The sequence below is a fragment of the Lysinibacillus sp. NPDC096418 genome (assembly GCF_044762775.1).
Lineage (GTDB): Bacteria > Bacillota > Bacilli > Bacillales_A > Planococcaceae > Lysinibacillus.
Window position 1 is genome coordinate 1 of sequence record NZ_JBIWEY010000027.1, and the last position, 19,582, is coordinate 19,582.

Annotated in this window: 20 protein-coding genes and 8 tRNA genes; 1 reads left to right on the top strand and 27 read right to left on the bottom strand. The window is 38.6% G+C overall.

The annotated features are described in order from the left end of the window. Positions 1-266: 266 nt before the first annotated feature. The 20 genes from ACIQZG_RS17425 to acpS all read right to left on the bottom strand — a co-directional run bounded on the left by ACIQZG_RS17425 (position 267) and on the right by acpS (position 10,871). Positions 267-340, bottom strand: a tRNA-Gly gene (locus ACIQZG_RS17425). A 31-nt stretch (positions 341-371) separates the two neighbouring features. Beyond that, positions 372-448: transfer RNA gene (locus tag ACIQZG_RS17430), tRNA-Arg, on the bottom strand. Positions 449-467: 19 nt separating this feature from the next. Next, positions 468-553: transfer RNA gene (locus ACIQZG_RS17435), tRNA-Leu, on the bottom strand. A gap of 69 nt (positions 554-622) precedes the next feature. Then, a tRNA-Lys gene (locus ACIQZG_RS17440) sits at positions 623-695 on the bottom strand. A 13-nt stretch (positions 696-708) separates the two neighbouring features. Next, a tRNA-Gln gene (locus tag ACIQZG_RS17445) sits at positions 709-783 on the bottom strand. Positions 784-788: 5 nt separating this feature from the next. Beyond that, positions 789-864 (bottom strand) — tRNA-Asp (locus ACIQZG_RS17450). 25 nt (positions 865-889) lie between these two features. After that, a tRNA-Glu gene (locus tag ACIQZG_RS17455) sits at positions 890-961 on the bottom strand. A 1-nt stretch (position 962) separates the two neighbouring features. Continuing rightward, a tRNA-Asn gene (locus ACIQZG_RS17460) sits at positions 963-1,039 on the bottom strand. A gap of 93 nt (positions 1,040-1,132) precedes the next feature. Further along, the gene (locus ACIQZG_RS17465; RefSeq protein ID WP_402756743.1) at positions 1,133-1,594 is read right to left on the bottom strand and encodes a SprT family protein; all 462 of its coding nucleotides are present in this window, start codon (positions 1,592-1,594) and stop codon (positions 1,133-1,135) included. Positions 1,595-1,662: 68 nt separating this feature from the next. Beyond that, the gene (locus tag ACIQZG_RS17470; protein ID WP_402756803.1) at positions 1,663-3,834 is read right to left on the bottom strand and encodes a Tex family protein; all 2,172 of its coding nucleotides are present in this window, start codon (positions 3,832-3,834) and stop codon (positions 1,663-1,665) included. 142 nt (positions 3,835-3,976) lie between these two features. Next, complete coding sequence (sigB, locus tag ACIQZG_RS17475) at positions 3,977-4,759, bottom strand: RNA polymerase sigma factor SigB (protein WP_402756744.1); 783 nt, start codon at positions 4,757-4,759, stop codon at positions 3,977-3,979. Position 4,760: 1 nt separating this feature from the next. Next, positions 4,761-5,207 carry an anti-sigma B factor RsbW gene (rsbW, locus tag ACIQZG_RS17480; protein ID WP_402756745.1) on the bottom strand — a complete coding sequence of 149 codons (447 nt, stop codon included), beginning with the start codon at positions 5,205-5,207 and terminating at the stop codon, positions 4,761-4,763. Further along, positions 5,194-5,538: an STAS domain-containing protein gene (locus ACIQZG_RS17485; protein ID WP_402756746.1), complete on the bottom strand. Its 345-nt coding sequence runs from the start codon at positions 5,536-5,538 to the stop codon at positions 5,194-5,196. Before ACIQZG_RS17485 ends, rsbW begins: the two co-directional genes overlap by 14 nt. A gap of 67 nt (positions 5,539-5,605) precedes the next feature. Further along, positions 5,606-6,601 (bottom strand): PP2C family protein-serine/threonine phosphatase, encoded by a 996-nt coding sequence (locus tag ACIQZG_RS17490; protein ID WP_402756747.1) that lies wholly within the window; start codon positions 6,599-6,601, stop codon positions 5,606-5,608. A gap of 12 nt (positions 6,602-6,613) precedes the next feature. Further along, the gene (locus tag ACIQZG_RS17495) at positions 6,614-7,015 is read right to left on the bottom strand and encodes an anti-sigma regulatory factor (protein ID WP_402756748.1); all 402 of its coding nucleotides are present in this window, start codon (positions 7,013-7,015) and stop codon (positions 6,614-6,616) included. 323 nt (positions 7,016-7,338) lie between these two features. Further along, positions 7,339-7,689 carry a type II toxin-antitoxin system PemK/MazF family toxin gene (locus ACIQZG_RS17500; RefSeq protein ID WP_370079933.1) on the bottom strand — a complete coding sequence of 117 codons (351 nt, stop codon included), beginning with the start codon at positions 7,687-7,689 and terminating at the stop codon, positions 7,339-7,341. A 4-nt stretch (positions 7,690-7,693) separates the two neighbouring features. Continuing rightward, complete coding sequence (locus tag ACIQZG_RS17505; RefSeq protein WP_402756749.1) at positions 7,694-7,957, bottom strand: hypothetical protein; 264 nt, start codon at positions 7,955-7,957, stop codon at positions 7,694-7,696. A gap of 152 nt (positions 7,958-8,109) precedes the next feature. Continuing rightward, positions 8,110-9,231 carry an alanine racemase gene (alr, locus tag ACIQZG_RS17510; RefSeq protein WP_402756750.1) on the bottom strand — a complete coding sequence of 374 codons (1,122 nt, stop codon included), beginning with the start codon at positions 9,229-9,231 and terminating at the stop codon, positions 8,110-8,112. Positions 9,232-9,381: 150 nt separating this feature from the next. Continuing rightward, positions 9,382-10,425, bottom strand: a complete 1,044-nt coding sequence (locus ACIQZG_RS17515) for a LolA family protein (RefSeq protein WP_402756751.1) — start codon at positions 10,423-10,425, stop codon at positions 9,382-9,384. 92 nt (positions 10,426-10,517) lie between these two features. Next, complete coding sequence (acpS, locus tag ACIQZG_RS17520) at positions 10,518-10,871, bottom strand: holo-ACP synthase (RefSeq protein ID WP_402756752.1); 354 nt, start codon at positions 10,869-10,871, stop codon at positions 10,518-10,520. Positions 10,872-10,935: 64 nt separating this feature from the next. On the opposite strand from acpS, the gene ACIQZG_RS17525 reads away from it, so the two are divergent. Beyond that, positions 10,936-11,556, top strand: a complete 621-nt coding sequence (locus ACIQZG_RS17525) for a rhomboid family intramembrane serine protease (RefSeq protein WP_402756753.1) — start codon at positions 10,936-10,938, stop codon at positions 11,554-11,556. 50 nt (positions 11,557-11,606) lie between these two features. Here the strand turns inward: ACIQZG_RS17525 and ACIQZG_RS17530 are convergent, their stop codons facing one another. The 7 genes from ACIQZG_RS17530 to ACIQZG_RS17560 form a co-directional block, all read right to left on the bottom strand. Further along, positions 11,607-12,182, bottom strand: a complete 576-nt coding sequence (locus tag ACIQZG_RS17530) for a GNAT family N-acetyltransferase (RefSeq protein ID WP_402756754.1) — start codon at positions 12,180-12,182, stop codon at positions 11,607-11,609. Positions 12,183-12,290: 108 nt separating this feature from the next. After that, entirely contained in the window at positions 12,291-13,763 is a 1,473-nt protein-coding gene (locus ACIQZG_RS17535) for a PH domain-containing protein (RefSeq protein WP_402756755.1), read from the bottom strand. Continuing rightward, complete coding sequence (locus tag ACIQZG_RS17540) at positions 13,756-14,235, bottom strand: PH domain-containing protein (protein ID WP_402756756.1); 480 nt, start codon at positions 14,233-14,235, stop codon at positions 13,756-13,758. The genes ACIQZG_RS17535 and ACIQZG_RS17540 overlap by 8 nt, the downstream gene beginning before the upstream one ends. Positions 14,236-14,353: 118 nt before the next feature. Beyond that, entirely contained in the window at positions 14,354-15,913 is a 1,560-nt protein-coding gene (gene cshA, locus ACIQZG_RS17545; protein ID WP_402756757.1) for a degradosome RNA helicase CshA, read from the bottom strand. A 343-nt stretch (positions 15,914-16,256) separates the two neighbouring features. Next, positions 16,257-16,949 (bottom strand): alpha/beta hydrolase, encoded by a 693-nt coding sequence (locus ACIQZG_RS17550; RefSeq protein ID WP_402756758.1) that lies wholly within the window; start codon positions 16,947-16,949, stop codon positions 16,257-16,259. Between the two features lie 59 nt (positions 16,950-17,008). After that, positions 17,009-18,376: a UDP-N-acetylmuramoyl-tripeptide--D-alanyl-D-alanine ligase gene (locus ACIQZG_RS17555; protein ID WP_402756759.1), complete on the bottom strand. Its 1,368-nt coding sequence runs from the start codon at positions 18,374-18,376 to the stop codon at positions 17,009-17,011. Positions 18,377-18,387: 11 nt separating this feature from the next. Then, a complete protein-coding gene (locus tag ACIQZG_RS17560; RefSeq protein WP_402756760.1) occupies positions 18,388-19,467 on the bottom strand; it encodes a D-alanine--D-alanine ligase in 1,080 nt (359 codons plus the stop codon). Positions 19,468-19,582 lie beyond the last annotated feature (115 nt).

A 19,582-nucleotide genomic window follows, 5' to 3' on the forward strand; every position in this document is an offset into this window, starting at 1 on the left:
ATGTATTAGGCACGCCGCCAGCGTTCGTCCTGAGCCAGGATCAAACTCTCCATAAAAGTAGTTTGAAAGCTCATTAGCTTTGCTAGCGTATCAACCAAAAGTTGATATCTATTTATTACTTATGTTTCGTTCACTAACTTAATTGTTAGTTACTTAAAACGTTATTGATTACGTTTTGCTTGTTCAGTTTTCAAGGTTCATTATTAACAACTCTTATATCATAACTCGTATGATTTTGAATGTCAATATCTTTTTTTAAGTTTTTTTGGAGCGGGTGATGAGAATCGAACTCACGACATCAGCTTGGAAGGCTGAGGTTTTACCATTAAACTACACCCGCAGATATAAAGTTAATTTAAAAAATGTTATTTTGGCGCGCCCGGCAGGAGTCGAACCCACAACCTTCTGATCCGTAGTCAGACGCTCTATCCAATTGAGCTACGGGCGCATTAATTAGTTAAATGACTTGGTGCGGCCGAGAGGACTTGAACCTCCACGGGGTTGCCCCCACTAGGCCCTCAACCTAGCGCGTCTGCCATTCCGCCACGACCGCATTCAATTAAGAACTTTTCTCATTATACTACGATAAATCAAAATGTCAATAGCTTTTCTTATAAAGAGATGAGCCATGAAGGACTCGAACCTTCGACCCTCTGATTAAAAGTCAGATGCTCTACCAACTGAGCTAATGGCTCAAAACAAGAAAAATGGCTGGGGTACCTGGATTCGAACCAGGGCATGACGGAATCAAAATCCGTTGCCTTACCGCTTGGCTATACCCCAATAAATGGCGGTCCCGACCGGGATCGAACCGGCGATCTCCTGCGTGACAGGCAGGCATGTTAACCGCTACACCACGGGACCTTATATTGTATATTTTTAAAAGAAATGACCCCTACGGGATTCGAACCCGTGTTACCGCCGTGAAAGGGCGGTGTCTTAACCGCTTGACCAAGGGGCCATGGCTCCGAAGGCAGGACTCGAACCTGCGACAACCTGATTAACAGTCAGGTGCTACTACCAACTGAGCTACTTCGGAATAATTCAATTTGTTTTTGTCGTCTTTATCTTGTCGACTTTTATTATTATAGGGATAACCACATCAAACGTCAACCCTTTTTATAAACTTTTTTTATTTCATTAATTCCAAAGCTCCTAAACACTTGCTACAACAGTATTTCTTGATATTAAGTCTAATTTTCCTGACATATAATTGCTGACATTTTAGGCATCTATATGTATAAAGCAATCGTTCCTTCTTGTTCCTGACTTTAGGCGTTTGCAGTGTTGAACAAAAGCGTGGGGCATTCACTTTTTTTAATAAATCTCTAAAATCCTTATCACGGTGTTGATAACCCTTTCCTTCTATATGAAGATGATAATGACATAACTCATGTCGCACTATCCCTTTTACTTCCTCTAAGCCATACATTTCAAAAGCTTTAGGGTTAACCTCTATATGATGTGACTGTAATAAGTAACGACCACCTGTCGAGCGCAACCTTGGATTAAAATATGCTTGATGTAAAAATGGTTTATGAAAATTTTCTAACGAAATGCGACTCACTAGCTGTTGCAGTTCCTCGTTGTTCATAAAAATCACCTCTAACAACAAGAATACCACACTGCCTAGTATAGACAATGTGGTCAAAATTATTACTTTTAAATTGTTTGATCTTTCGGTGGAAGCATCGTTAAGGAAATGCGCCCCTTGTTAACTTCGATTTGCTCCACCCAAACGGTAACAATATCACCAAGTGCTACAACTTCTAGCGGATGCTTAATACGACGTTTCTGTAGTTTAGAAATATGCACAAGTCCGTCTTGTTTCACACCAATATCGACGAATGCTCCGAAATCAACAACATTCCGCACAGTTCCTTGCAGTTCCATCCCTACTTTTAAGTCTTCCATCTTTAGTACATCTGTTTTCAACAATGGCTGCGGGAAGGCATCACGAGGGTCGCGACTAGGCTTCATCAAAGTATCCACAATATCTTGAATTGTCACGGTACCAACGCCTGTAGCATCACTTAATGCTTGGATATCCAATTTCGCGATTGCCTCTTCCGCCTTTTCTGTACCTATTTCCTTTTTCGTTACATGCGCAGCTCCTAATATCTTCTCGGCAAGATCGTAACTTTCTGGGTGAATACCTGTTGAATCAAATGGATTCTTTGCTTCAGGTACACGCAAAAAGCCAATTGCTTGCTCATAAGTTTTTGCACCGAGGCGTGGGATTTTTTTCAGCTGAGTACGTGTAGTAAACTGCCCATTCTCTTCACGTACTTTTACGATATTCTCAGCAACTGTTTTCGAGAGACCTGACACGTATTGTAATAATGAAGATGAGGCAGTATTTACATCCACCCCTACTTGATTTACAGCTGTTTCTACTATGAATGTTAGTGACTCTGTTAGTTTCTTTTGAGAAACATCGTGTTGGTATTGGCCGACACCTACTGCTTTTGGTTCGATTTTCACAAGTTCAGAAAGCGGATCCTGCAAGCGACGAGCAATTGATACAGCACTGCGTTGCTCTACTTGTAAATCTGGAAACTCCGCGCGTGCAACATCTGACGCCGAGTAAACTGAGGCACCCGCTTCATTGACAATAACGTATGCAATATCATTTTCTACATCGTTCAATACGTCAGCAATGAATTGCTCCGTTTCACGTGAGGCTGTACCATTACCAATTGCAATTATACTAATCGGATATTTTGCTAAAATTGCTTTCACCACTGATGTTGATTTTGCCACATCGGGTTTTGGAGGATGCGGATAAATTGCGGTTACCTCTAACATTTTCCCCGTCTCATCTACAACCGCTAATTTACATCCTGTACGGTAGGCAGGATCTACACCTAATACATACTTCCCCTTCATCGGTGGTTGTAATAGGAGATTACGTAAGTTTTCCGAGAAAATATGAATCGCCTGTGCTTCCGCTTTCTCCGTTAGTTCATTCCGAAGTTCTCGTTCAATCGACGGTTGGATCAATCGTTTATAGGAATCTTCAATCGCCAACTTCACTTCTGCAATACTAGGTGACGAACCAGTTGCTGGAATCCATTCTTTCCACATGATCATTAGCACACGATCAATCGGTACTTGTATAGCTACTTTTAGAATCTCCTCTTTTTCCCCGCGGTTTACAGCTAAAATACGGTGTGGCACAATTCGATTTACCGGCTCTTCATACTCATAGTACATTTCAAAAACGTTTTTCTCATCAGCTTCTACATTTTTACCGCTAGTAACCAGAATGCCCTCTTTCCAAGAAAACGTTCGGATTTTTTCACGAACACCCGCATCATCTGCAAAGCGCTCTGCTAAAATATCTCGAGCTCCTGCAAGAGCATCCTCTACTGTTTCTACGCCTTTGTTTGTATCTACATAATCTTTCGCAAAGGTTTCTAACGCATCGCTACGATATTCTAATAGGAGGTCTGCCAATGGCTCTAGTCCTCTTTCTTTTGCGATTGTCGCTTTTGTACGTCGCTTTTGCTTAAATGGTCGATAAAGATCCTCCACTCGTTGCAATACAGTAGCTACTTGAATTGCCTTTTCTAATTCAGGTGTTAATTTTTCTTGCTCTCCTATAAGACGAATAACTTCTTCTTTACGTTGTTCTAGCTGTTGTATGTAGTGATAGCGATCTTCTACAGCTTTAATTTGCACTTCATCGAGTGAGCCTGTAGCTTCTTTTCTGTAACGTGCAATAAACGGGACCGTATTCCCTTCATCTAGTAATTTTATGACTGCTTCTGCTTGTCCTGGTTTGACAGCTACATCCTTAGCGATTAACTGTAGCATTTGTTTTTGTTCCACCATCATCACTGCCTTTTTCTTTTTATTTTACCACTCTACTTCCAAAACATTTCATTTGCAGTACAAAAAAATAGCCTATCCACTTAAGATAGACTCAAAACCTACATTTCTCAAATATAATAGTGGGATATTTTGAATAGCCTTAGCTGGACACGTAATCAGTTTCTAATAAGACAGCTTGTAATTTTTTAATTGCCTTTCTTTGCAGGCGAGATACATGCATCTGGGAGATACCCAATCGTTCACCAACATCTTTTTGACTCTGTTGTTCTATATATGTAAGGTGAATAATTTGCTTCTCACGATCATTCAAAACTTCAAACGCTTCTGCGACTACCAATCTTTTATTAGTCATTTCAAAGCCTTCGTCATCTTTTCCAAGCACATCAAAAAACGTTATCGTACTACCATCAGAGTCCGCCTCTATGGAACGATCCATCGACAACGCTTGATAACTGCGCCCCATTTCCATCGCTTCTAATACTTCTTCTTCTTTTACTTCTAATCGCTTTGCAATTTCATCAATCGTTGGTGAGCGCTGAAGTTCAATAGTCAAAGCTTCCACAGTTGCCTTAATACGTGGCCCTAACTCTTTAATACGCCTCGGAACATGAACATCCCATGTTTTATCGCGTAAGAAGCGTTTAATTTCCCCCACAATTGTCGGAATAGCAAACGCTTCAAAACTTCGGCCAAAATCAGAGTCGAAACGTCTAATGGCCCCTAATAAACCAAGCATACCTACTTGAACGATATCATCATAATTCGATTTACCTCTCGCATATTTTCTAGCAATTGATTCAACTAAATATCGATAATGAACCACTAAATTTGTTTGTGCCTTATCATCCTCAGTCGCTTGATAGTTGGCAATCCATTGTAAAACTTCATCTTGAGAAGAATTAGGTAGTGATTCTCTCGGCATTTTATCCCACCTGCTCTCTAGCGGCATACTTTGTCATGAAAACAGTTACGCCACCATCGTTATTAATCATCACCTCATCCATTAAAGTTTCCATTAAATAAAGTCCTAAACCACCTTCACGAAGTCCAGCAATGCTTTCTTCTGGATGATATGGCCCGATTTTTGATTTAATCTCTTCAAAGTTAAAACTGTTTCCATAATCTGCAATCATAATCTCTATCTTTTCTTTATAAAGCGCACAGCCAATTACAACCTCGCCTGCTTCACCCTCATTATAAGCATGATGAACTACATTAGTGATTGCCTCACTCGCTGCAATTTTTAAATCTTCAATCTCATCATAGTTAAAACCAATGCGACTAGCTAACCCTGAAACTGTTAATCGAATTACACTGACAAATTGCGGCTTTGCAGGAACTCTTATTTCAATGTAATCAAATTCCTTCATTACTTAATTCCACCTTCTTATCAGTTTCAATATCCATCAGTTCACTTAGTCCTGTAATTTCAAATAATCTTTGCAAACGGTTTGATAAGCCTATTAATTTCACTTCGCCTTTTTCCCGTAGAACCCTTTTATAAAAAGCAACAAAAATCCCTAATCCCGTACTATCCATATAATGTACTTTCGATAAATCTAAATATATTTCTAAACCTTCCGTAATCTTAATAGCATCCAACTCATCTCGTAATACAGAAGCTGTAAATGTATCGATTTCCCCTTCTACAAAACCTAGAAGCTTTGCATCCTCTTCTTTAAAATGTATAGCCACATCCATGAAAGCCACCTCCACGTTATTTACCTACTACACTATCTTTTATTTCCCGTTTACATTAAAAAAAAACCTATTTTTTTATAATTACAACTGTAAAATCATCTGTCAATTTAAAATCTTGTAACCGTTCTATCTCTTTATGTAAACACACACACAATTGTTGCGCTGATAAATGCCTATGTTTAGCAATCAATGATGTAATAACTTCACGAGAATTCAACTCATCATTTGTTCTAAATTCCGTCACACCATCAGTCATCATGATTACCATGTCTCCTGCTTCAAGCGTAATGTCATAGTGCGAATATTTCACCTCAGGTAATATACCTAAAAGAAGACCTTTCGCTTCTAGTTCATAAAATACATTTTCGTTTGAAATATAATGCAACGCCGGCTCATGCCCCGCTGATGCATATGAAAAAATGCTATTTTGAATATCGTAGCGTCCATAAAACATGGATACAAACATGCTGTCATCGATACCCTTTTCAATCACTCTATTAATAGCTTCTAATACATGTGAAGGATCTTTATAAGCATATTCTAATGTTTCAAGCCCATACTTCACCATCGACATACAGAGCGCGGCTGGCACCCCCTTTCCAACCACATCTGTGACAGCTACACTAACGTAGTCTTCTTTATCCTCAAAAAAGTGAACATAATCCCCATTCATATTGCGCGCCGGAATCGATAGCATACCAATGTCGATTTCGTTTAATGATGGGACTTCTGTTTTCAATAACGTTTTTTGAATATTAGCAGCGATATTCATTTCTATTTGAAGTTCTTCTTGCTTTTGCAATAGACTTTGATGCTCTCGATGGGCCATCCCATAATGGACCATTACTTCAATTAGAAAATCACATGCAGCATATAATTCTCTTTTAGCCCCTGGAAAAATTGTCTGCATAGCATTTTTATGCATACTGACAACATCTTCTGGCGGAATATTTTTTTGGATTAATTGTCGCGTAAAGTTTTGACCAATATACAAAGTTCTTTCCGTTTGATTTGTAACATAATCCGATAAAATCTTTTTATATTGAAGCTCTAATTCTCTCAAAAACTCCACTTCCTAACGCAGCCATTTTTCTGTACGTATTATCGTACCTTCTCCCACAACCGATTGAACATCCATAGTATCCATAAGTCTCTTCACACCTAGCAAGCCAGCCCCTAAACCTTCCGCCTTCATATAATTGCCCACCATGATTTCACGAATATCTGAAATGCCAGGACCTTTATCCGATGCAACGACTACAATTTTCCGCTCATCCTTCGTCTCGACTCGCCCTATTTCAATAATCCCAATATTTGCATATAAATAAATGTTTCTAGCTAACTCACTAATTGCAGTAGTAATTCGAGCTTGGTCAACTGTGCCAAACCCGAGAACCTTCGCTTCATTTCGCCCCAGCTGTCGAGCCGCCACTATATCCCATTCAGTAATTATTTCAACTACAGACATCTCGTTCACTTATTCTCCCCCCAATTTCTTTTGGAGCTTCTCCTACCATCTATATCTTAATTTAGTAAATGGGATACTATTGTAAGATCATGTTTTTCTATCTCTTCCAATAAAACCTTTCTAAACAGAATAAATCTATAATTTAGAATAGGCATTTTTTTACTGTTTTGTATATTGAACAACTTTTAGCTCAATTATAATACTTAGTAATATTTTAAAGCTATAAGTGCCACTATAAATTTTAAAATTACCTATTTTGTAATAGCTAAAAATAAAAAAACACCGGAATTCGAACTATCTCCGGTGTGCTATGTACATGTACATATGTATATTTAAAATTTAACGAGCCCTAAGCTAATCATTAGTGCTCCGTCTACCTTCTCCATCAATGCATTGTCTAGCTGAGTAATACGATCTGTCAGTCTAGACTTATCAATTGTACGCACTTGTTCGAGCAAAATAACCGAATCTCGTTCAAAACCATACTTTTCAGCATTGATTTCGACGTGCGTCGGTAATTTTGCTTTTTGAATTTGTGCAGTAATTGCTGCAATGATGACAGTTGGACTAAATCTATTGCCAATATCATTTTGAATAATCAGTACAGGTCTTGTACCACCCTGTTCAGAACCGACTACAGGTGATAAATCCGCAAAAAAAACGTCACCACGTTTTACATTCAAAGTGTCATCCCCCGCTAACGAGACGCTCCACTGTATGTTGTGCTTCATATTCTGCATACAAGCATTCACTTGCTATGGACAGATTTATAGAAGACATTTCAACATACCCTTTCTTCATAGCTTCCCGTATTTGATTTGGTTGGTCTTGCCATAAATTAATGCGTGATGAAATACGCACAAAAGACTGCTCCTCCAATACTTCCTTTGTTTTTAGAAGTAATGGACCTTGAACAACAACTGTTTGTTCTTCGAATTTTTTCTTATACATAGCAAGCACCTCCAACAAAACGATCCGCTTTTAATTACTTCTCATTCTAACATTGAAAGATAGTGTTGAAAAGACTCGAAAACACGAAATATCTGACAACTTAGAATGAAAATTATAAAAATCCTGTCGATTTGTTAAATTTACTGCCTTATTTAGATATAAATCCGAGGTACTCGGGCCGTTATTACGCAAGGTATCTCATAATTAATTGTTTGAAGTCTATTTGCCCATTCATCCACCGAAATTTCTTCTTGCCCTTGTTGACCAATTAAAGTTACTTTCTTACCTATAGCATATGTTTTGGGCAAGGCAACCATACATTGATCCATACAAATTCGTCCAATTAGCGGCATTCTTTGTCCATCAATTAGAACTTCTTGCCCACCTAGTTTACGAATCACACCATCCGCATAACCTATCGGTATTGTACCGACCCACATATCTGTCGGTGCTGTATATGCTGCTCCATAACCAACTGACTCTCCAGCCTTTAGTTGTTTCACATGTATAAGTTCACTCTCTAACGAAAATGCCGGACTCAATGGAAATGGTAAAATCCCTCCGACATATGGCGAAGGAGACAATCCATACATTGAAATACCATATCGTACCGCATCAAATTGTAAACGTATATCTTTTATTAATGAAGTTGCCGTATTTGACGCATGTACGAGGCGCGGCTTCTCAGGCAATGACGAAACAAATCGTTCAAACAATTGCACTTGCTTTTCAAAATACTCGGTATCCTCATCATCAGCTGTCGCAAAATGAGTGAAAATGCCATCAAGCACACTATTATTCGACGCATGAATCTCTTGATAAAGATTCAGTAACTCTTCTTCTGTTCGTACACCGATTCTACCCATTCCACTATCTACCTTAATATGTAGGCGTAAAGAGTTTTCTTCATTTGTCATACATTCATCTACTTGGTGTACCCACTCACTAGAAAATACTGTGAGTGTTATGCGCTGTTGTGCCGCATACGGAGCAAAGGATACTGGTGATCCACCTAGTACTAGAATATCTGGCTCACTAAAGTGAGCTCGAATATGTAACGCTTCGTCTGGAGTAGCTACAGCTAACATTGTAGCCCCAGCTTTTAGTGCCGCTTCCGCAACTGCTACATCACCATGTCCATACGCATTCGCCTTCACAACTGCAATTATTTGTACATGTGGTTGTAAATGCTTTTGCAAATTCGTTACGTTTTGTTCGATTGCTTGTAAATCTATTATCGCTTTCGTTGGTCTAAAGTACTGCTGTATCTTCATTAGAATACCCTCTTTATTTTTTATTAAACCTTATGTATCATTTTTTGTTGTTTTTTCTTTTTTCACTATACAACCTCAGTCACAAAAAATGTACTATTTTGCTTAACTAGATACAGCTTTCTAACTTTAGAAAACTGTATCTAGAAAAAATCACTTCATACTACTTATCGTCATAGAACCTGCAACTTCTATCATTTCTTCACGTGATAATTTGGTTGATGCTACGAAGAAAGCAACACCATCCTTCTCCCAGCTAATAGAGGTATCCGTTATTGCACCAATTGTAAAGCCTAAATCTACTGGATCTCCAGGAGATGATACTGGTAACATCGAAGTACTCTTTGTAGCAGGTTGTTGCATAACTGTATATGCCTTGTCTCCTTCAAATGTGAGAACAACACGTTCCATATCCCCCTCACGAATCACTTTCTCACCAACTAATTTCGTATTCTCTAAATTCGCAGATGGATAACTCGTTTGGAATTCCTCATATTCAACTTCTGCACCAACAGCTTCTTTATCTTCTTCTTTAGGCGCCGCTTGCTCACCCTTTGTCTCATCTGTCTCTGTAAATTGATCTACCGCATATTCTTTCTCTGCGTGCTGTACGCCAAGTTTAATTTTTTTAAATGTAATACGAATCTGCTCTTCTTTGACGTCATTCATAATGACTACCGAAGTAGGGAGCATCGTTTTCTTATCTACTGTAATTTGCTGATGAGGCATACTATTTTTATAGCTATTTCTAGTAGCCGCTTCAAATATATATGCTTTGTCCTCTTCACGCATGACTAAATTTTTATCCTCTTTTAAATCTTCAGCAAGTGCACCTATTAAATAGGCCTGGCTATTTTTTTTCGGCCAATCACTTTGGAACTTATACATTTTGTTCAACGTTGGTGTGACAACAAAAACACCATCCTTATTACGAACAATCATTTGTGAAACATCTTTTCCTTCTTCAACTACCTCTACTCGATAAAAATCTGGTTTTGTATGCCACACATTCACATCATACAATCTTGGTTCTCCACCTGCTTTAATCTCCATGGTAGCTTCTAACTCATAGCCATTTGTATCCGACCACTTCCCGCTTGCCTTTTTCAAAACCTTTTCTTGCGAGGCCGCACCACATGCTGACAAAACTAATATCATACAAATTAAGACGAGCCATTTAACATAACGGTTGCCCAAGTTTTCACCCTTTCTTCTTCAAATCCACTACGACAATATATGAGCCATATTTGGTACTTATGTCTTTTCAAGAGAAGGGTTATATATTTTTGTTACAACATTAATATTACTTGTGCAGCCGCATATTGTTTTGCATGTGTAATACTAACAAAACCATTTACAAGTTCTCCTTTAAAATATAAAACCGGGTTTCCAGCATCGCCACGTAAAATTTCTATATCATGCAGCTTACATTCAGCCCCAATCCCAGTACCTAATGCCTTTGAAAAAGCTTCTTTTGCTGCAAAACGACCAGCCAAAAATTCTACTTTACGAGACGTTGAATAGGTAGTAAACAATGCTATTTCTCTTTCAGATAGTATGCGATCTTTAAATTTATCTGTACGTGCCATCGCATTTGCAACGCGCTCGATTTCAATAATATCGAGACCAATTCCTTTAATCATGCGAGGTTCTCCTTTTCTTATTTCTACAAAGCCATGTATAATATTTGTAAATTGAGGTGGAGCTATGTTTAGTAGAACAGAAAATTTCAAACAATACACTACGTATTATCCTGTCGTTTCAACATTAATTGCTGTCAATCTTATTCTTTATGTATTAACCCTGTTACCTGGAATCAGAACAATTCTATGGGAAAATGGTATACAAGTAAATTACCTCATCCTAACCGGTGAATGGTGGCGTATTTTCTCAGCAATGTTTTTACATGCAGGCTTTATGCATGTGCTCTTTAATATGTTTTCACTTTATCTATTTGGACCCGAGCTTGAAAAAATTGCTGGCAAAGCACGTTTCACTACGATTTACCTGACTGCTGGTATCGTAGGGAATGTAGCTACATATCTATTTTACGATATTGGCTATACAAGCCTCGGTGCAAGCGGTGCTGTTTTTGGAATTTTCGGGGCTTTTGGTGCACTCGTATACTATACACGACGGACAATGCCTATGCTTCGAAAGCTAATTTTACCGATTATCATAATAAGTGTGATTATGACGTTCCTACAATCCAATGTAAATGTTTTTGCACATTTAGGCGGCTTAGTGTCAGGATTCTTACTCGGCCTTGTATACTTACATCCAAAAAGGATTTTAAGTTGGCGTAAGCAAAGAATGGCTGGTAAATAGAGGCGAGAAAACGAGTGTACGACGATATGTCCTACACTCGTTTTTCATCTCTATATCGTCACTTTATCCTCAGCTGTTGCTTTTACTTTTCTCCATTCAGCCGCAGTTAAGCCATAGACAACTTGATCCACATAATGGTCATGGAGCCATTCAGCATCTCGCAATCTGCCTTCTTCATTAAAACCTAAAATTTTAGGAATTGTGCGACTCCGAATATTCCCAACTGCAACCCGTACCTCAATACGATTAACTTTTAGATAGTCAAAAGCATAATCAATAAAGGCTCTCATTGAATTCGTTACAAGCCCTTTTCCTACAAAGTCATTACCAAGCCAATAACCAATACTTGTCCAATTATGCTCTTTATTAATTTGGTGGTAACCAATAACTCCTGCAAGCTTCCCCTCATAATAAATACCCGCTTGAAGTCCATTATTATCTGCATACTGTTGCATTGCACCACGGATGAATCTTTCTGTATCCTTTACCGTCTTTACATTGTCTACAAACAACAGCCACTCACGCAATGTATCCCTCGAACGGTCTGTTAGTGCAAATAATTCTTCAGCATCATTTAAATCCAACAATTTCAAATACGTGTTTTCATTAATATCGTACTTAAACACATTTACCACCCCTTTTTGTTCGATTTATTCTATTATATACATCATTTCTGTAATTTTGTAGATAAAAAAGCTAATTCCCATTACTTAACATGGAAATTAGCTTTATGTTTAATGCTCATACCAAGCAAAAATTTCTTCAACATCCTTTTGCTCTAAACTAGGTACATTCCCTGTAGTCCCTGTCATTCCTGACATTACCGTAGCTTTCACCGACATAACATGTTTTCTTTTCTGAAAGTATGTTTGCCTACTTTGAAGTGACTGAATACGCCTTTTCTCCATGAAAAATGTGACACGGCTAAAAATACGGTACTGCAGTATTAGTTGTTTATCATCTAACATATATCCAGCTGTTTTATGTTGCCATATACCAAACAAGATCAATAACGGCACTAATAATAATGACAACAAACCATACGGATAAAAGAAATAATTACATGCACCAATCACAGGTACAAGCCATATAAAATCAACACGATAGAAAAATGACCTCGCTCGTTTTGGAGAGCGAATTAAATCCGGTTCCCAATTCAACTCTGGGAAAAGACCTGCTAAAGATTGTACACAATCCCTCTTTTTTATAAGCGGAAATAACGCAATTTTCTTATCTTTACCATTTTCACCATTACCACCTGCACTTTCAACGACAACCGTTGCAAAACCAGTCAATTGTCGAAGCGGATTTTCAACGATACGAATACCTTGAATTCGGTTTAAAGGTAACGTAATTCGTTTTTTTTCCAACAGCCCCTTTGTAATGATAAGTTTTTCATTCTCAATACGAACTGTGTATTCATAATAATTAATAAGCGTAATGACCACAGACATTAACCAAGCGACCATCAACACAAGCATCACCGTTAACGCCACTAAAAAAACACCGATTTTCACGAAATCCTCTAATTCATGGAACAAAGTTTCGTATGGAATAACATCTGAAAACTGAGAGAGAATTGCCACAAGCCCGGATAACACAACTCCTATCCCTCCAGAAGTTGTCGCTAGTACAATTAAATCACGTACCGACATACGATAAATAACAGGAATTTTCGTTTCCTCAACTGGTGCAACCGTATTTTCTGGGTCAGGCAAGTCAATTCTCTGTACTTTAGCACGTTGCATTTCAAGTTCGATAACGTCCGCCGCCGCTTTATGAATTGCAGTTAATTCCGCTTCAGGCTTACCATTTTTACTGCCGGCTGTTTCAACTTGCACTTTCACCAAGCCAAATATACGATGAAAAATCCCCTCGTTGTAATTCAAGCTTTGGATACGTTCAAACGGAATATAACGTTTCTTTTTAACAAATAAGCCGTATCTTATACGCAATTCTCCATCCTCAAACCAGTAAACAAACGTCCGCCACTTAACCACACCGCCAACAAGCGCTAAAACCGCCACACTCCCCCATACACCAACTAACATAATTGTTCCAAAAAAATACTCACTACGAATATTAAATGAAAAATTAAAACCGTTCGTAATAATAATAATAGCTATCGGTAAAATCATACTTTTTAATGCTTTAACACTCGTTATAATGGCCGAGACTGGGTGCAAGCGATAGATTTCTTTAGACATCGTCTTCCGCCACCCTTGCTAATTCCGAAATACGAGCTCTTAATACATCCGCCTCATCCATTACAAGTGCTGGAATTGTATGTACTGTTGCTGCAGACGAAATCGAAATATTGCCCAAATCGTATTTTTTTAAAATTGGCCCTTGTGTCGTATCCACATGTTGTACACGCACCATTGGAATCAAAGTTCGCTTCACAACAAATAATCCATGCTGTAATTCAATTTCATGTTCACGCACTTCATAACACCAATGTTCCCAACGAATTTTCGGGAATAAGTAAATCAATAAAATGATGCTTAATACAACGCTCACACCTGCAATATAATAAATAAATAATGGCCATTCAAAATGATAGGTGCCATAACAAACTGCACCTGCAATGATTGCTACTACTAGTGTCTGAAAAATACCATATAAGCGCCATACCGTTAGCCCTTTACGGGAAATTTGGTGGACTGGTTGTGTTCTCAAATTTATTCCCCCTTTTTCTCATATATGTATACGTATGCAATTACCTTTTAGTTTCATATTCAAATTAGAAAAAAACCTTACAGTATTGACTGTAAGGTTTTGGATTATGATTTTACTATTAGTCTTCGCGACGACGAGGTGCACGTGAACGACCTTGGCTTTGGCCTTGTCCACCTTCACGACGACCACCTTCACGACGGCCACCAGAGCCTCCATCACGACGGCCTCCACGATCTCCACCGCCACTACGACGATCTCCACCACGGCCTCCATCACGACGACCACCGCTACCGAAACTGCGACCTCCACGGCCTCCACGGTCTCCACCACGGCCACCGCCTGAACGGTCACGACGCATTGGTAATGGACGTTCTTCAGTAATTGTTACTGGTGTATCATCTGGCTCTTTTGTCATTGAACGAATTGCAGCAGCTACTACATCAATCGCTTCACGATTTTCAAGTAGTTCCGCAGCAAGTGTACGGTAATCATTTAAGTTATTAGCTAAAATAATACCTTCAAGTTTCTCAAGCGCTAGACGTTGTTGACCAACTAATGCTTCACCAGATGTTGGTGGTTGAAGTGGTTTCATACGCTTTTTCGTAGTTTCTTCTACAATACGTAGGTAACCCATTTCACGTGGTGTTACAAAAGTAATTGCAGTACCCGATTTACCAGCACGGCCAGTACGTCCAATACGGTGAACGTAAGATTCTGGATCTTGTGGGATATCGAAGTTATAAACATGCGTCACGCCTGAAATATCAAGACCACGAGCAGCAACGTCAGTAGCAATTAGAATATCAATTTTACCCTCTTTGAATTGGCGTAAAACTGAAATACGTTTCGCTTGGCTTAAATCACCATGAATACCTTCTGCAAGGTAACCACGTACGCTTAGTGCTTGTGATAATTCATCAACGCGGCGTTTTGTACGACCAAAGATAATCGCAAGTTCCGGTTTTTGAACATCTAATAAGCGAGATAATGCGTCAAACTTCTCACGTTCAGTCGCTTTTACGAAGAACTGCTCGATATTTTCAACTGTCATTTCTTTTGCTTTAATTTTAACTACTTCTGGGTTGTTCATGAAAGTTTCAGCAATTTTACGAATAGCTGGTGGCATAGTAGCAGAGAACAATAAAGTTTGTCGGCTAGTTGGCACGCTTTCTAAAATTGTGTTGATGTCATCGATGAAGCCCATGTTTAACATTTCATCCGCTTCGTCTAGGACAAGTGTTTGAACCTCTTCTAATTTAAGCGTACGACGATTAATATGGTCTAAAATACGACCCGGTGTACCAACAATAATTTGTGGTCGATTTTTAAGTGCACGGATTTGACGACCAATCTCTTGACCACCGTATACTGATAATAATTTAACACGTTTGTCGTAACCTAATTTATATAGTTCTTCTGAAACTTGAATCGCTAACTCACGTGTAGGCGCGATGATTAATGCTTGAATCGCAGGGTTTTTAGGGTCGATTTTTTCAATAAGTGGAATACCGAATGCTGCTGTTTTACCAGTACCAGTTTGCGCTTGACCTAAAACGTCGCGGCCTTCCATTGCAAACTTGATAGTACCTTCTTGGATTGGTGTTGCTTCTTCAAATCCCATACGTTTTAATGAACGTAATGATGATTCGCTAATATTTAATTCTGAAAAATTTGTCAAACTTCTCAATCTCCTTTTTCCTTTTAAGTTGACAAATGGTTACATTTTCAGATGAAGTTGTCGGCAAATTCGAGCCTGTGTTGTGGAACGTTTCCGTTACTTAAAAATTCTCTCTACGTGGATGTAGAGCTCTCTTATATGAAAAGGAAAGCCCGGTCTTTACCGAGCGGTTTAATTCTGTCGTAATTATTCACTTAGAATAAAACCGTTATGTTCAAAAAAAAGTACTCTTCAATCAAATGCTGAAGAGTCTTCGCACAAAATGTATCCATTGCTTACACTAGTCTATCATGGTAATCGTAGGTATGCAACGATAACGCATGAGTTGTAATAATCTGACTACTTACCCCTTTTGTAAAAAACCTAAAACTTGCGAAAACCAATCATCACAGTCTTCACAAAAACAGATATGATGTTTACCATTATCAGAAAAGTACAAGTGTTTTTCTTGAGACGCAAGCTGATCAAATAAAAATTGCGCTGTATGATACGGTACAATTCCATCTAGTTTTCCTTGCACAATATATATTGGATTGCGAATATCTTTATAATACGGAGCTACTGCTTGTACAAGCTTCATAAATTCAATTGTTGCTGTTAATGGCACATTATTAAACTTATGCTGATAACGTAAAAAAAGTTCATTTTTGTTAAGGTTACGACGATACGCCTCGCTCGCCAACATTTTTACATCCTTAGCTAGTTGCGTCGGGCTAACATATTTTGCCGCAGCACTTAGCAGAACTAGCTTTTTTACTTTATAGCGCTTCGCCAAATACAGTGCAATAATACCTCCCATCGAAAAACCAACTACAATAATCTCATCAACTTTCCTCGCCAGTGCTCGGTATGCTAATTCTGCATCCATCAGCCAGTGCTTCGCCGTAAAACCGCGCAACTTCAAATCTTCTCCATGCCCAGATAAAGTTGGTACCGAAATTCTCCAATCCGTTTGTTCACGTATAAAATCAACAAATGGTTCGACTTCGTAAGGTCCACCTGAAAAACCATGTATACATAACACACCTGTTGTCATATGCTACACCTCTAGAAAAAAAGCGCTAGTTTTTGCAACTAGCACTTCGTTATTTTCAATTATGCTTTAAATTGGTTTAAAATATTCTCTAATTTCATACCACGTGAGCCCTTTATTAAAACAATAGACTCATTACTTGCTTGCTGTAATTTGTCAATAATCGGTGTGTAATCGTCTTGTGTATGCAATAGACGTTCGGCATCAAAACGTTTTTTTAATACTTCATACAAATAAGCCATTCGCGGTCCATACAAACAAACATATGAAATTTGGTCGGCATGGATTTCTTGTGCTAATTCTTCATGAAAGCGTTGTTCATCTTGACCAAGTTCAAGCATATCACCAAGCACTAACCATTTTTCTGGGCGAATCGTTGAAGAAGCGATAAATTGAATCGCCGCCCTGACAGACGTTGGCGCTGCATTATAGGCATCATTGATAAACAATGCACCATTCGTACCGTCCATTTGCTGCATGCGCATATCCGTTAACACCACATGTTTCAAAGACTCCCGAATCTGTTCATCACTTAGTCCAAGCTGTTGGGCGATGAGCATTGCTATCAGTGTATTTTTCACTTGGTGCTTACCAAGTACTGAAATGAAGAAATCCCCTTCAATCGAACCATGCGTGGTAAAGCTACTACCTTCTGCTGTCGCCTTGATATTTTCAGCATACAGTAAGTTACTAGGCTCTAGGCCAAATGATTGTGCGTGTAAGTTTTCTTTTTGTATAACAAGATTTTGTAAAAGAGGTTCATCGCCATCGTAGAAAAGAACGCCTTCTTCTTGCATACCCTGAATAATCTCAAACTTCGCTTTTGTGATACCTTCACGTGAGCCTAGGTCCTGCATATGTGCTTCCCCAATATTCGTAATAACAGTTATATGCGGACAAGCTAATTTCGTTAAAAATTCAATCTCTCCAAAGCCACTCATACCCATCTCAAGTACCGCTACATCTGTATCTTCATCAAGCTGCAGTATCGTAATTGGTAAGCCTAGCTGATTGTTAAAGTTACCAATTGTTTTTTGCACTTTGAAAAAGGGTGCTAATGTACCTGCTAAAATATCTTTAGTAGAAGTTTTACCATTTGATCCTGTAATCCCAACGAATTTTGCTTTATGCTCGTTACGATAGGCTCTTGCCATTTGTTGCAATGCTATTTCTGAGTCGTCTACAAATAACAACGGCACCCCCACTGGTGGATTCGGTTCATCTTTTTGCCAAAGAGAAGCAGCTGCTCCTTTTTCAAATGCCTGTAACACAAATTTATGTCCATTTGCTTGTTCACCACGAAATGGCACGAATAAGTCACCTTGTTGAATAGTACGTGTATCAATCGAGATCCCTGAAACAACAGTGTCTCCAAATGCTTGAACTTCATCATTTAACCATGTTGCTAATTGTTTTAATGTCTTTTTCACAATAATCCCACTCAGTCTTTTTTATAGTGAAGCTGTTGCTTTTCTTCGTGACGCTCAATAGCCAGTGCGATTAAACGATTAATAAGTTCTGGATAGCTTACATCCGTATGCTGCCAAAGCAATGGATACATACTAACAGGTGTGAATCCTGGCATAGTATTTACTTCATTAATGTAAATGTCATTGTTTGCTGTCACAAAGAAATCAGCACGTACTAAACCGCTACCATCTAGAATTTTAAATGCTCGTTTTGCTTGTTCTTTTAAACTAGCAACTATCTCAGTCGGTAGCTCAGCAGGTATAATCAGCGCAGTCGAACCATCTTTATATTTTGAATCGTAATCATAAAACTCTGTCATCGGTTTAATCTCTCCAGGTACTGAAACTTCGGGGAAGTCATTGCCTAATACACCTAGTTCAATTTCACGTGCTACAACGCCTTGTTCTACAATAATTTTACGATCAAATTGTAGCGCTACTTCAATTGCTTCTTTAAGTTCTTGTCGATTAGAAGCTTTATTAATCCCAACACTTGAACCTAAGTTTGCTGGTTTGACAAACATTGGCCAAGTTAATTTTTCTTCACATCGATTTAAAATTGACTCTTGTTCTGTTTTCCATTCACTACGAATGAAGTACGTATACGGCACCTGTGGTAACCCTGCAATTTCAAATAATTGCTTCATAACGACTTTATCCATTCCAGCTGATGATGCAAGCACACCATTACCGACATACGGTAGATTTAATACTTCTAATAAGCCTTGCACAGTACCATCTTCGCCATTTGTTCCGTGTAATAAAGGGAAAACAACATCAAACTGCAGGTTTTCGCCGCCTTCACTCACTAAAAAGTTTGTAATATTGTTTTCTAAAATATTGGCATCATCACCAAATTGTAATTCTTCAATTGTACTTGCAGGTTGTTCTAAACGTTCGCCACAACGCCATTCCCCATCAAGTGTAATGAAAATCGGATATACTTCATACTCCTCAAAATTCAAAGCTCCAGTGACTGCACATGCCGTCGACAATGACACCTCATGCTCCGCTGACTTTCCGCCGTATAATAAGCCGATTCTTTTTTTCATTTTTGTGCCCTCCACATACTTCTTGAGTACTATTAGTTTATCACGAAACACTTCGATAAATGACTTAAAAATCTCACCGTAAAATTGACGGTGAGATTTGAGTAATTTAACATAT

Coding starts and splice junctions, on each gene's coding strand:
- ACIQZG_RS17465 (WP_402756743.1), bottom strand. CDS start 1,594: ATGAACAACGAGGAACTGCAACAGCTAGTGAGTCGCATTTCGTTAGAA.
- sigB (WP_402756744.1), bottom strand. CDS start 4,759: ATGCCGAGAGAATCACTACCTAATTCTTCTCAAGATGAAGTTTTACAA.
- rsbW (WP_402756745.1), bottom strand. CDS start 5,207: ATGAAGGAATTTGATTACATTGAAATAAGAGTTCCTGCAAAGCCGCAA.
- ACIQZG_RS17485 (WP_402756746.1), bottom strand. CDS start 5,538: ATGGATGTGGCTATACATTTTAAAGAAGAGGATGCAAAGCTTCTAGGT.
- ACIQZG_RS17505 (WP_402756749.1), bottom strand. CDS start 7,957: ATGTATAAGAAAAAATTCGAAGAACAAACAGTTGTTGTTCAAGGTCCA.
- alr (WP_402756750.1), bottom strand. CDS start 9,231: ATGAAGATACAGCAGTACTTTAGACCAACGAAAGCGATAATAGATTTA.
- acpS (WP_402756752.1), bottom strand. CDS start 10,871: ATGATTAAAGGAATTGGTCTCGATATTATTGAAATCGAGCGCGTTGCA.
- ACIQZG_RS17525 (WP_402756753.1), top strand. CDS start 10,936: ATGTTTAGTAGAACAGAAAATTTCAAACAATACACTACGTATTATCCT.
- ACIQZG_RS17535 (WP_402756755.1), bottom strand. CDS start 13,763: ATGTCTAAAGAAATCTATCGCTTGCACCCAGTCTCGGCCATTATAACG.
- ACIQZG_RS17550 (WP_402756758.1), bottom strand. CDS start 16,949: ATGACAACAGGTGTGTTATGTATACATGGTTTTTCAGGTGGACCTTAC.
- ACIQZG_RS17560 (WP_402756760.1), bottom strand. CDS start 19,467: ATGAAAAAAAGAATCGGCTTATTATACGGCGGAAAGTCAGCGGAGCAT.